Annotated in this window: 5 protein-coding genes; 3 read left to right on the forward strand and 2 right to left on the reverse strand. The window is 36.3% G+C overall.

What is annotated here, in order from left to right; genetic code table 11:
- Positions 1-12 precede the first annotated feature (12 nt).
- Together AAZO_RS21150 and AAZO_RS21155 are read right to left on the reverse strand one after the other, a co-directional pair.
- A complete protein-coding gene (locus AAZO_RS21150) occupies positions 13-1,212 on the reverse strand; it encodes an ABC exporter membrane fusion protein (protein WP_013192761.1) in 1,200 nt (399 codons plus the stop codon).
- A gap of 268 nt (positions 1,213-1,480) precedes the next feature.
- Complete coding sequence (locus AAZO_RS21155; protein WP_013192762.1) at positions 1,481-1,804, reverse strand: hypothetical protein; 324 nt, start codon at positions 1,802-1,804, stop codon at positions 1,481-1,483.
- 984 nt (positions 1,805-2,788) lie between these two features.
- Here AAZO_RS21155 and AAZO_RS21160 point away from each other — a divergent pair.
- From AAZO_RS21160 to AAZO_RS21170, 3 genes are all read left to right on the forward strand, one after another.
- Positions 2,789-9,691, forward strand: coding sequence for a type I polyketide synthase (locus AAZO_RS21160; protein WP_013192763.1), 6,903 nt, complete (start codon positions 2,789-2,791; stop codon positions 9,689-9,691).
- 211 nt (positions 9,692-9,902) lie between these two features.
- Positions 9,903-12,656, forward strand: coding sequence for a PfaB family protein (locus tag AAZO_RS21165; RefSeq protein WP_013192765.1), 2,754 nt, complete (start codon positions 9,903-9,905; stop codon positions 12,654-12,656).
- A gap of 98 nt (positions 12,657-12,754) precedes the next feature.
- Positions 12,755-14,404, forward strand: a complete 1,650-nt coding sequence (locus tag AAZO_RS21170; RefSeq protein WP_013192766.1) for a PfaD family polyunsaturated fatty acid/polyketide biosynthesis protein — start codon at positions 12,755-12,757, stop codon at positions 14,402-14,404.

The raw sequence follows: 14,404 nt of genomic DNA on the forward strand, positions 1-14,404 counted from the left end.
ATCCAAGATGGATTATACTTTAATGAGTACCTGCACCTGTAAATTAGTCAAAGCTGCAACTCGTTGGTTGTCCGTTGATTTATCAATGCGAATTTTGACATTAATTATTTTATTATCTGTATCTGCACCGGGATTATTATTGAAGATATTTTGTTTACCAACTTGCAAACCAATATCTGTGACTGTTCCTTGTATTTTTCCTGTAAAAGCATCACTAGTAATGACAACTGATTGACCTAAGCGCACTTTTTTAATATCAGTTTCGTAGACTTCTGCTACTACATACATTTTTTGAGTGCGACCTAATTCAGCTATGCCATTATTACCAATTGTTTCTCCTGGCCAAGCATTAATTTTTAGTATTTGACCATCTATAGGAGAACGGATAGAACTGAAATCTAGTTCTGCTTGAGCTTGTTTAAAAGAAGCTTTTGCACTATTAACATCAGCTTGCGCGGCTTGTATATCAGTAGGGCGAATTTCAACAATACTATTAAGCCTAGCTTGGGCTTCATTTAACTGTTTTTGCAGCGTTTCTACAGTTCGATTTAAGGAAGCTTTGGCTTCATTGAGTTGCTGTTGTAATGTATCTCTTCGCAATCGTTTAGTATCTCCATCAGAAGCAGAAATAGCACCATGTTGATATAATTTCTGATATCTTTGATGCTCTATTTCTGCATTATTGAATTCGGCTTCTAGTCGAGCAATTGTAGCTTTTTGAGCATAAGTTTCTCCACGCAATTCAGCATCTAGACGAGCAATTGTAGCTTTTTGAGCATAAATATCACCTTGTTTTGCACCAGCTTCTACTCGTTTGACACTAGCTTGAGCAACTTCCACTTGTTGTTTAGCTTTTCCTAAAGCAGCAATATTAGGAGTATAACTATCAAGAATTGCTACTACTTGTCCTTGACGGATTTTATCACCTTTGTTTACTAAAAGTTTAGCTACTCTTACCCCTCCCCCTTGAGAATTAGGAGCAGACAAATGAATAATTCCTCCTTCGGGTTCTAAACGTCCTAAAGCTGCAATAGCAGTCGCTATAGGGGTAGAATTCCTGATAGGAACTCGAACATTAGACTTAGATTCAAAATTAAATTTTGATAGGCTGTAGAGAGATACTGTAGCAGTAGTTATAGCTGTCGTAATTGCCAAAGTTATGGACAACCAACTTACAGGGTTTGTCAATGAATGCTTTTCTTTGTGTACCATAATTTTTGTATTTTACATTAGCAATTAGGTTTTCACTTTGTTTTCTATAAATGACATTATTTCTGTTATTTAGGAACAGATAAGTACACTTGATAGCATTCCCTGATAACGTTTTTTCTAAATAGTTGGCGAAGATAAAGCTAGAAAGATGGACAGATTATAGAAATATCCGTCCATCTTTGATACCAAATTGGGATAGTTAGTAATGACTGTTAATTCATAATCTAAAATCCAAAATTGGTATTAGCTATATCGGTAGTTAATAGAGTTATTTGTTGAGCATCACTTCTTTTTTCTTTTTCATGATGGCTAAGTATTCGTTGCGAGTTCCATCCACTCGATAATGATCACAAATTTGACAGAGTTTCAGGATATCCAAGCGGCTAAATACTTTTTGATGCTCAATTCCGTTGTCGTTGCGCCACCGCCAGAAAGTTGTTCTATCAATCCGGCGATCGCTCTCAGGCCATCTGCGTCGTGATAGGAAATCTACCAATTCGTCTTCATAAAAAGAGTAGCCTTTTGGTAACTTGAGAAGTTCTTCTCTCAACTCATTTAGCGGTATGAGTGGATCTAGCTCAGATAGTCTCATGCCAGCAAGCCCTTAATAGTTTCTTGTAATTCCAATTTTGCAGAACCGTAAATGCAATCTGGTCGAATTGCATGATTTTGTACTGCGATACTATCAGTTTAAGACTGAATAGACTAATGAATTAATCAGGTGAATTTATATATTTAGTCTACCTTATTCTATGTCTAGTCACTAACCTAAACAAACAGTATGGATTTACATTTACATCATTCAACCACAAACAATAAACTGATTAATACACAATTTCAACCCTTATGCAACAAATATGTCTAAATCAAATTTCTAGGACATTGCAAATTAATTACTAGCTCATAAGGCTTGTTTTCATTTGTTACTGATTTACCGAGTAATAGTATCTATATTTCTTATAATCTTAATTATTTCATACTTTAGACATAATAACGAGTAACCAAAATTACCAGTTTATTCATTAATGATTTGAAGGAATATTTATATGCTCATTAACCACCTGATAAATCAGATCCAGACTATTAATTGAAAATCTCCTCTCAGATAGATGTGAAAATATCTGCCAATTTTATTTGACTACTTACATCCATCTCAATTTTGCTTGACTTTACACCTTTTCTATGATTTCGTGCAATTTATATGCAACTTTAGATATTAACTTGGCAATATCAGCTAATTATTGATATTACTTGGATAAGTAAATAATTCATCGCTATGCCTCAAGCAACTTGATATTTTTCCTAGTTTTATTGAGTTGCATTTGAGTTGCAAAAGTTTTGTCACCCATATAAAATAAGTCTAAGCGGCAGTTGAACCGAAAGTACAGGGTAGAGAATTACGTTTTCTCTAAAAACTATTCTAGCTTGAGCCGCCAAGCGAAGCATTTTACCAAGTTGAAGAACCTTAATAATTTGTTTACATAGAGAAGTTTGTCATCTCTAGTTTTTTAATTTAGAGAACAAACAAATTTATTATCATCTTCACATTCCACGACAAAATAGTGAATAAATAGTCATGGCTGCTTCCAACTTAGAAGCTGCATTATCACAATTGCAAATTGAAGTCAGTAATTGTGAAAAAGCTCTGTTCCAGATGATCAGTGAGAGAAGTAATATGTCGAAAAATACAAATGTCATTAATCAAATTAATCAACAATCGCAACAAACTAATATAGCAATTATTGGGATGGCTTCAATATTCCCCAAATCAAAGAATCTACAGGAATATTGGGAAAATATTATTCAAAAAGTGGATTGTATTACTGATGTTCCCCCTTCCCGCTGGAGTATAGAAGATTATTATGATCCTGACCCCAAAGCCCCAGATAAAACTTACTGCAAGCGTGGTGGATTTATCCCAGATATTGATTTTAATCCGATGGAATTTGGTTTACCTCCGAATATTTTAGAGGTAACAGATATTTCTCAATTACTAGGTTTGTTAGTAGCAAAAGAGGCAATGGAAGATGCTGGTTACAGCGAATCTCGACAGTTTAATCGTGAACGTACTGGGGTCATATTAGGTGTAGCTATTGGTAGACAATTAGCAGTACCTTTGGGTGCAAGGTTGCAATATCCAATCTGGGAAAAAGTTCTCAAGAACAGTGGTTTATCAGAAGTAGATACCCAAAAAGTGATTGATAAAGTCAAAAGTGCTTATGTACAGTGGGACGAAAATGCCTTCCCTGGAATGTTAGCTAATGTGATTTCTGGACGTATCGCCAACCGCCTGGATTTGGGAGGAATAAACTGTGTAGTGGATGCAGCTTGCGCCAGTTCTTTAGGTGCATTAAAAATGGCAATTAGCGAATTAGTCGAACATCGCGCCGATATGATGATCACTGGTGGAGTTGACACCGATAATTCGATTTTTGCCTATATGTGTTTTAGCAAAACTCCAGCGGTTTCTCCTGGTGATAAAGTCAAACCATTTGATGTAGATTCTGATGGGATGATGTTAGGTGAAGGCGTGGGAATGTTGGTAATCAAGCGGTTAGAAGATGCAGTGCGAGATAGCGATCGCATTTATGCTGTTATTAAAGGTATTGGCAGTTCTAGCGACGGTAAGTATAAGAGCATATATGCACCCCATTCCGAAGGACAAATTAAAGCCTTACGTCGTGCTTATGAAAATGCCGGGTATTCACCGGAAACTGTGGGTTTAATTGAAGCACATGGTACAGGAACAATGGTAGGAGACCCCACAGAATTTACCTCTATTAAAGAAGTATTTGGTGAAAACAATTCCCAAACCCAACATATTGCTTTAGGTACGGTGAAATCACAAATTGGACATACCAAAGCGGCAGCAGGTGCAGCAAGTTTAATTAAAACAGCTTTGGCATTGCATCACAAAGTATTACCACCCACAATGAACATTACTAAACCACATCCAAAATTAAATATTGAGAGTTCACCCTTTTATTTAAATACAGAAACTAGACCTTGGATTAGTAACCGACCCAGACGTGCTGGTGTCAGTGCATTTGGTTTTGGAGGGACAAATTATCACGTTGTTTTGGAGGAATATGAAAATGAACATCATCACTCATATCGTTTACACAATACTGCAAAATCAGTTTTATTATTTGCATCCACAACCCAAGAATTGTTATCTCGCTGTGAAGACATTCAACGACAATTAACATCACCAGAAAAAGAAATACATTATCAACAAATAATTAGAGGATCTCAATCTCTAAAAATTCCTGTCAATTGCGTGAGGATTGGATTTGTTACTGATTCCTTAACCCAAGCTGAGGAATTTTTGCAAATTAGTATTAATCAGTTACGAAATAAACCAGAAGCCGAATCATGGGAACATCCCAAAGGAATTTATTACCGCCAAAAAGGGATAGAAACTACAGGTAAAATAGTAGCTTTATTTTCTGGACAAGGTTCTCAATATTTGGAAATGGGGCGAGAAGTAGTACTTAACTTTCCCTGCTTACGTGAAACCTATATTTATATGGATAAGCTGCTGTGTGAAGATGGGTTAAAACCCCTTTCTGAAGTTGTATTTCCCCAGCCAGTTTTTGATCAATCACAAAAGCAAAATCAGCTAGAAACACTGCAAAAAACAGAATATGCACAGCCAGGAATTGGCGTTTTTAGTGCAGGTTTATACAAGATATTACAACAAGCTGGTTTTAAAGCTGATTTTGTCGCCGGTCATAGCTTTGGAGAATTGACAGCTTTGTGGGCTGGTGGTGTTTTAAGTGAAGAAGATTATTTCTTCTTAGTCAGAGAAAGGGGAAAAGCAATGGCTACACCCGCAGAATCTGACGCGGGGGGAATGTTGGCGGTAAAGGGTGATATTAATCAGCTAAAGGAATTAATTAAAGATTTTCCCCAAGTTGCTATTGCTAATTGGAATTCTCAGCGTCAGGTGGTTTTAGCTGGAAAAACAGCAGAAATTACCAAAGTGCAGAATGTTCTGAAAGAGAAGGGATTTTCTACATTTTTATTAGAAGTTTCCGCAGCTTTCCATACACCATTAGTATCCCATGCCCAAAAACCTTTTGCTCAAGCGATTGAAAAGGTAACTTTTAATTCTGCTAAAATTCCCGTTTATACAAATCTCACTGGTGGATTTTACCCAAATGAAGCGCCAGCAATTCAAAAAAATCTCAAAGAACATTTGTTAAATCAGGTCTTGTTCCAACAAGAAGTTGAGAATATCTATAAAGCTGGTGGTTATTGCTTTGTGGAGTTTGGTCCCAAAAACGTTCTCACAAACTTAGTGAAAGAAATTTTAGGTGATAAACCCCATATTGCTGTCGCTTTGAATAGGAATTCAACTCAAAATAGCGATTTAGGATTACGAGAAGCAGTAATACAATTGCGAGTTGCTGGTGTAGCTTTGCAAAATATCGACCCCTATCAAATTGAAACCAAAATTCCTGAAGTTAATCAAAAGAAAGTTTTGAATGTGCCACTCAACAGCACTAATATCACCCACAAAGCACAAAGAGCATTTGCAAAAGCACTAGAAAATGGTCATCGAATCAGTGCAAATTCTCCCCAACTAGAACCACAACCTGCTGTTGCTGAAACAACTATTACCTTACCAAGAATTAGGGAAGATTTAGAGGAAGAATACAGTTATGGTACAGATGTAAATGATGTAAATCATAGGAACAATAGCAATTTGGAGAAAGTAGCAATTCAACTTCCCAATTACGCCCGAGTTATTGATAGTTTAGAACATTCCTTAGCAGAATTTACTCGTCAACAACGTGATATAATACACGTTCATGAACAATATTTACAAAATCAAACAGAATACACAAAGACTTTTTATGAATTGATGCAACAACAGTATAAGTTGTTAGAAAACGGGGATATAAATGAATATCAAGCACAAACACAACAACTAGCTATTTCTAGTTGTGAACGTAACATGATGCGGTTTCATGATCATCAAGCTGACACCCTCCGCATTCATGAAATATATTTGAACTATCAGCAAGATTATGCCAACAATTACTTCCAATTACTGCATAAACATTATAATTTTTTGTTTGTTACTGATGATATTTCTGTTCCTCAGCATCATTTAGTAGAAGAAACCAATGGAAAAACCTCTGTTAATAGAAGTGGGGCTAATATTTCCCCTTCCTTTGCAGGAGAGGGATTAGGAGAGAAGTTAATTTTTCCTCCTCAACAAGAGGAACAGTTAGAAGAAAACTCAAATACCATCACAGTCATACCCACAATTCCCATTAATATTGATACCTCCACTCTTGGAGAAACTCTACTTAGTATTGTCAGTGATAAAACAGGTTATCCAGTGGAAATGTTAGACCTGTCAATGGATATTGAGGCAGATTTAGGAATTGATTCTATCAAACGGGTGGAAATATTAGGAGAATTGTTAGAACTTTACCCAGATTTACCAAAACCGAACCCAGAAGAATTAGGTCAATTGCGGACACTGGGACAAATTGCGGAGTATATTAAAACTCTAGTTCTAGACTTATTAAGTCAGAAGGTAGAAGTTTCAGGAGCAACAACTTTTCCAGTGCAAATGTTAGTGGCAGTTCCTCACCAAGATGTTGCGGATGAACCACAAATTTTAGAATCTCACCCCAATGTTGCTGATACAGAAAATTTAATTTCCTCCGGCGAAGATGATGTAAAACAATCTACTGGAGATCAAATAACGCAGATAGTAGAAAAAGCACCAGCAATCAGAATACCCGCAGATTTGAGTAACGTTCTCCTCACCATTGTCAGTGATAAAACAGGTTATCCAGCAGAAATGTTAGAACTGTCAATGGATATTGAGGCAGATTTAGGAATTGATTCTATCAAACGGGTGGAAATATTAGGAGGACTGTTAGAACTTTATCCAGATTTACCCAGACCTAACCCTGAAGAATTAGCAGAATTAAGGACATTGGGACAAATTGTTGAGTATATGCAACATCAGGCTCAGGGTGTAACCAAGTTACTAACTAATGAGAAAGAAGAATTTACATCGACAGAATTACATCCTCAAATTCTTCGCAGTCCGGCAACATTAAAATTGCTTTCCCAACCAGATGCGTTAGATTTTATAATTCCTGAAACCGATGTTATTCTAATCACAGATGACGGCTATTCTACTACTGAAGAATTAGCTACATCTTTGATAGCAAAAGGTGTGAAACCTGTAGTTTTAAGCTTCCCTAACATTCAATCAAATTTACCGGCGGAAATTAATCGGGTAATATTAACTGATTGGAATGAGAAAACTTTACAACAACAGTTAAGTAACATTGCAGATGATTTTGGTGCTGTAGCTACTTTCATTCATCTAAACCCTGTATTCAGCGGTAGTAATGAAATAGAAATATTGATTCTCCGTCATGTCTTCTTAATCGCTAAACATCTCAAAACATCACTTAATGAAGCAGCAACAAAATCACGTAGTTGTTTTCTTTGTATTGCGCGTCTAGATGGTGAATTTGGACTAGGAAACACAACTAATTTTAGTCCTATTAGTGCAGGACTATTCGGATTAACTAAGAGTTTGAATCAAGAATGGGAAAGTGTATTTTGTCGTTCCCTTGATTTAAGCCCTGATTTAGATCCACAAACATCTGTAAAACACATACTTGCAGAAATTCATGACCCCAATTTGTTAGTTACAGAAGTAGGATATAGCAGCAAAGGTAGATTTACTTTAGTTGCAGAACCCTCTTCCCTCAGTCTCCAATCCCCGATCATCAATCCCCAATCTCAAGTATTTCTTGTCAGTGGAGGTGCAAAAGGAATAACAGCCCAATGTGTGATTAAATTAGCCCAACAATATCAATGTACATTCATTCTTTTAGGTCGCTCTAGTAGAGAAACAGAACCAGTTTGGGCTGAGGATTGTGAAAATGAAGCCGAATTAAAAAAGCGAATTATGGAGTATTTTCAAGCACAGGGGGAAAAACCGACACCAATAATGATACAGAAAAAGTATCATGATATTTCCTCTCAGCGCGAAATCCAAAATACCCTCAAAGCCATTGCAGCCGCAGGAGGAAAAGCAGAATATGTGAGTGTGGATGTCACTGAAAGCATTGTGCTAGCAGAAAAAATTGCACCTGTAGTTGAATATTTAGGGGCGATAACTGGCATTATTCACGGTGCTGGTAACTTAGCTGATAAACGAATTGAGGAAAAAACAATTCAGGATTTTGAAACAGTTTATGCAGCCAAAGTTAAGGGTTTAGAAAATCTGCTAAATTGTGTACCTCCAAGCCAACTAAAATATTTAATTCTATTTTCTTCGGTGGTTGGTTTTTATGGTAATATAGGACAATCTGATTATGCGATCGCTAACGAAATCCTCAATAAATCAGCCCATCTTATCAAACATAATTATCCCCATTGTCATGTAGTAGCCATTAACTGGGGTCCTTGGCAAAGTGGGATGGTATCACCAGAATTAAAAAAAGCCTTTGCAGAACGAGGAATTGAAACCATACCCCTAGAAACCGGTACACAAATGTTAGTTGAAGAACTAATAAACACCTATCAAGAAAATGTACAAATCGTAATTGGTAGCCCATTAGTTTATATTCCCACTACCCTATCCAGCGACTTAAAAACCTATCGCCTAAAACGCCAATTAACATTAAAATCCAACCCATTTTTACACGATCATATAATAGCAAGTCGTCCCGTCCTTCCCGCCACTTGTGGATTATTATGGATGGCTAACGCTTGCGAACAAATCCATCCTGGATTTAAAGCCTTTAGTTGCAACAACTTCAAAGTTCTGAAAGGAATAGTTTTTGATGAAAATTTATCAAGTGAATACACTCTAGCAATCCAAGACATTGCTAAAATTGAAAATAAAGAAATAGAGTTGGCAGCTAAAATTAGCAGCATTAATCCAGAAGGAAAAATCAGATATCACTTTAGTGCTAATGTGATACTAAAGCGCCAAATTGACACCGCCCTAAACTACGAATTGCTAAACTTAACCCTAGATGAGCAATTCCTCATCACAAATCAATTACTTTATCAGAACCGGGGAGGTAGCTTATTTCATGGAATCACATTTCAAGGTGTAAAATCTGTACTAAATGCCAGTCCCGGTAAACTCACCATCAAATGTAAATTACCACAACCTACAGCCCAAAAACAGGGACAATTCCCAGTTCAAACATTCAATCCCTACATAGCTGACGTACAGATTCACGCCCTCTGGCTTTGGATTCAACACTTTCATAAAGTCGGTTGTTTACCCTCAGAAATTCAAACCTTTGAACAATTTGCACCTGTGCCATTTGACGAAACATTTTATGTTACTTGTGAAGTCAAATCCAAAACCGAATCACAAGTAATTGCTGATATCATTACCCACAATCGCCAAGGAAAAATTTATAATCGCATGATTGGTGCTAAGGGAACTATTTTAACCAAACAAATAGGATAGATACCTCATACAAGGATGCAGAGATTGGAAGAATCTCAAAAATATTAACAACGTACATCTCCTCATTCTTCCTGCGTAAGCATTCAGCTTTTTCAGGCTAACACCAAAAATACCTATTTGATAATTAACCAATTTTTCAAACATTCTTACTCCTTACCTTTCTGCGCCTCTGCGTGATATTACCTCTTAACTCTAAAAATGGAGAATAATCATGAATGAATTTGCAAAAATGGCCATTATAGGGCTAGATTGCATGACCAATGCTTATCAAGAATTAGATACATTTGAACGTAGTATTTACGAAGGAAAACAGAATTTTCTCCCTCTTTCCCATACCAACACAGGATTATTACCAATTCCAACAGCAGAAATTCAACAATTACTACCTCAACAACAATTAATTTTAAAGGTAGCTAATAACGCTCTCCAACATGGCAAATTACATCCAGAGACAAAAATAGCCGTGATTATGGTGAGTGAATCTCAAAATCATCAACCTAATAAATTAGCAAGTTATATTTCTCGTCTTTGGGATGCAACCAGTCCAGCTTTTGGTGAAGAAAAGTCTGTTTTTTCAGCCTTAAATTTAGCGCAGAAATTATTAACAAATAAACAAGTAGATGCTGTATTAATTGCAGCAATTGACTTTACCAAAGAGGAACATAAAGTTCCTGATATACATACCCTTAGTTATGACCAAAATAGCGATGCTACTATAGTAGGAGACGGTGCAGCCGCTATAGTATTACAACTTCATGAAACTGCCAAAGATAATCATTGCATATATGCAGTAATTGATGCCTTGAGTATGGTGCAGAATTCCTCAAATCAAGTAGCAGCAATCACTCAAGCTTGTGAAATAGCATTTCATCTTGCAGATATTCAAGCCAAAGATATTGGCTATTTGGAAGTTGATAGTAGTGGTATCCCCCAACAAGATGAGGCAGAAATCCAAGGTTTAATCACAGCTTATAAAACTGGAAAATCACATCTCAGTTGTGCTTTAGGTAGTGTTAAAGCTAACATCGGTAATACTCGCGCTGCATCAGGAATTATTAGTTTAATCAAAACAGCACTTTGTCTATATCACCGCTATATTCCCGCAGTTCCTCAATGGACTGGCGTAAAAACCCCAGATACTTGGCGTGAGAGTCCCTTTTATGTAGCCACAGAATCTAAACCTTGGTTTTTAGAATCAGGTGCAAACAGAAGAATAGCTGCTATTAATAGGATGGAAATAGATGGCAGTTATGCACATTTGATTTTATCAGAAGCAGCAAGTCAAATAGAACGCAATAGCAAATATTTAGAGCAAATGCCTTATTATTTATTTGCGCTTGCATCTGATCATCGCGCTTCTCTATTAAACCAAATTACTGCACTCCAAATAAATCTCCAAAATTCACCTTCACTCTCTCAACTTGCCAGTCAAACATTCAGAGAATTTCAAAAACATCAGCATTCAAATTACACCATTGCAATATTGGCACGTAATCAACAAGAATTAACACGAGAAATAGAGTGCGCAATTCAAGGTGTTAACATTGCCTTTGATACTGGAAAAGACTGGCTAACTCCTCTTGGTAGCTATTTTACAGCCAACCCACAGGGAAAAAAGGGTAAAGTTGCTTTTGTTTATCCTGGTTCTTTCACTTCTTATATTGGAATAGGACGAAATCTTTTTCGACTATTTCCCAAAATTTATAATGACCCAGTAATCAACAATGTTTATGAACGAGTTGCAAACATCGAACAACTCATTTATCCCCGCAGTATCACTAAGTTATCAAAAAGACAATTAGAAACCATAGAACAGAAATTAATAGATGATCCAGTATCCATGCTGGAATCCGAAGTTGGCTTTGCTGGATTTATGACTGCAATCCTCAAAAACTATTTCCAAATTCACTCTAAATGTGCTTTTGGTTATAGCCTTGGTGAAACTAGCATGATGTTAGCACAAGGTATCTGGACTAGCTTCAAAAATACTAGTGATTACTTAAACTCATCTCCTCTATTTAGAACTCAACTATCTGGCCCTAAAAATGCAGTTCGTCAAGCTTGGGGACTACCTTTAGATGGCGACAATAAAGACTTTTGGAGTAACTCCATTCTTATTTGTCCAGTTTCTCAAGTTAAAGAAGCAATCAAACATGAAAACCGCGTGTATATTCCTTTGATTAATACACCTGAAGAGGTTGTCATTGCAGGAGAAACACAAGCTTGTCAAAGAGTAATTCAAAAACTCAATTGTGATGCCTTTCCTACATCTATTAATCATGTCATTCATTGTGAGCCAATGCACTCCGAGTATAATGAACTCGTAAAGATCAACACTTTACCTATCCAAAATATACCAAATTCAATTTTTTATTCTGCCGCAAACTACGAACCAATTACCCTCGATACTCATACTATAGGCAATAATATTGCCAAATCTCTTTGTGAGCAACTTGATTTTCCTCGCTTAATTAACCGCGTCTACAAGGACAATATCAGAATATTTATTGAAGTAGGAGTTGGTAGTAACTGTTCCCGATGGATTAGTGCAACTCTCAAAGAACGAGAACACATTGCCGTATCTATTAACAGAAGAGGCGTAGATGATCATACTTCAATTGTTAGAGCCTTAGCTAAACTACTCAGCCATCAAGTTAAATTAGATTTATCACCCTTATATCCTCAGCTAAAACATAAATTAGAAATTCACACACCTCACAAAAATAAACCTGTAATTTCTCCAGATAATTCCACTGTTCAACGGGAAGATAAAATCTTAAAATCTCTTTCCACTCTTTCACCCAATAGTTATTATCCAAAATTGATGGATAATCATGCAGTCATAAGCAAATCTCACACATTTTTATTAAAGTCCCGCCAACAATCACTAGAGCAAATAATTTTGCTCATTCAATATCAAATAGATTCTTACAAAAAAATAGTTGAGACTCAGAAAGATAGATAAAATATCTTGATTTTAGTGTCTCTCTATGATACAGAAGCTTGGTTAATTTATTTGGAAGTAGCTGTAATACATCGAAAATTTCTTAGGGGTTAAATAAAGTGTTCAACACCGAGAATTTAGTAAATAATGGTTTCAAATTTTCTCCGACATTCTATAATAGAACACAACATTGGTACGGCGATTTAAACAGTGTTGCTTTTGATTCATATACAATTAAATCAAAACTAAGGCATTTAGAAAAACACTGTTATATAGTAAGAAAAGGAAATTTAATTGGTATTACTAATGAAGGTAACTTACCTTATATAAGTAATGGTAAAACAGACCAATTAGAACTCCTCATATCTGTTCCACCTATATCGCTTCAACAGTTAGGTGATCACAATCTTTTAACATTTTACGGTGTTAAATATCCATATATGACTGGTGCAATGGCTCAGGGAATTGCTTCTGAGGAAATGGTTATTGCACTAGGAAAAGCAAGTATTTTAGGTTCTTTTGGTGCCGGAGGTTTATCTCCTTCCCGTATCGAAACAGCCATCAAAAAAATTCAACAAGCTTTGCAACAAAAACCCTATGCTTTTAATTTACTCCACAGTCCTAGTGAACCGGCAATTGAACGATGTAGCATTGATTTATATCTCAAATATCAAGTCAGAATTATTGAAGCCTCTGCTTTCTTGGATTTAACTGACAACATTGTTTACTATCGAGCCGCCGGACTCAGTTTGAATTACGCCAATCAAATTGACATCACGAATAAAGTCATCGCCAAAGTTTCTCGCCGTGAAGTTGCAACTAAATTTCTCCAACCTGCACCTACAAAAATTCTCAAACAATTAGTTCAACAAGGTTTAATTAGTGAATTACAAGCCACTCTTGCAGAAACAGTTCCTATGGCTGATGATATCACTGTAGAAGCAGATTCTGGAGGTCACACAGATAATCGTCCTCTTGTTTGTTTATTACCTTCCATATTAGAATTACGAGATGAAATTCAAAATAAATATAGGTATGAAACCCCTGTCAGAATTGGTGTAGCTGGTGGGATATCTACACCCCAATCAGCCTTAGCTGCTTTTATGATGGGTGCTGCTTATGTAGTCACTGGCTCAATTAATCAGTCCTGTATTGAAGCCGGAACTTCTCAATATACCAAGGAATTATTAGGACAAGCTGAAATGGCTGATGTGATGATGGCTCCCGCAGCCGATATGTTTGAAATGGGTGTGAAATTGCAAGTTCTTAAACGTGGAACACTCTTCCCTCTCCGCGCTCAAAAACTATACGAATTATACAAAAACTACAACTCAATTGAAGAAATTTCTGCCGCAGAACGAGAGAAACTAGAAGGACAAATCTTGAGAAAAACTGTACCTGAAGTTTGGCAAGAAACAGTGAATTATTTATCCCAACGTAACCCCGAAAAATTAAGTAAAGCAGCAAGTGATCCCAAACTAAAAATGGCTTTAATTTTTCGTTGGTATCTGGGATTATCCTCTCGTTGGTCTAACACTGGTGAAAAAGGTAGAGAAATTGATTATCAAATTTGGTGTGGGCCTGCAATGGGTAGCTTTAATAATTGGGTAAAAAATTCATATTTGTCACAACCCAAAAATCGTCATGTTGTAGAAATTGCTGATCAGATTATGACAGGTACAGCATATTTACACAGAATTCAAACTTTAAAAATTCAGGGGTTACAGATTCCTAATCAGTACAGTCAATATCATCCCTCATCATTGTAA

It is taken from the genome of 'Nostoc azollae' 0708 (assembly GCF_000196515.1).
Lineage (GTDB): Bacteria > Cyanobacteriota > Cyanobacteriia > Cyanobacteriales > Nostocaceae > Trichormus_B > Trichormus_B azollae.

What these genes read in the sequence shown, in the direction of transcription:
- AAZO_RS21165 (WP_013192765.1), top strand. Translation starts at nt 9,903, where the DNA reads ATGAATGAATTTGCAAAAATGGCCATTATAGGGCTAGATTGCATGACC.
- AAZO_RS21160 (WP_013192763.1), top strand. Translation starts at nt 2,789, where the DNA reads ATGGCTGCTTCCAACTTAGAAGCTGCATTATCACAATTGCAAATTGAA.
- AAZO_RS21150 (WP_013192761.1), bottom strand. Translation starts at nt 1,212, where the DNA reads ATGGTACACAAAGAAAAGCATTCATTGACAAACCCTGTAAGTTGGTTG.
- AAZO_RS21155 (WP_013192762.1), bottom strand. Translation starts at nt 1,804, where the DNA reads ATGAGACTATCTGAGCTAGATCCACTCATACCGCTAAATGAGTTGAGA.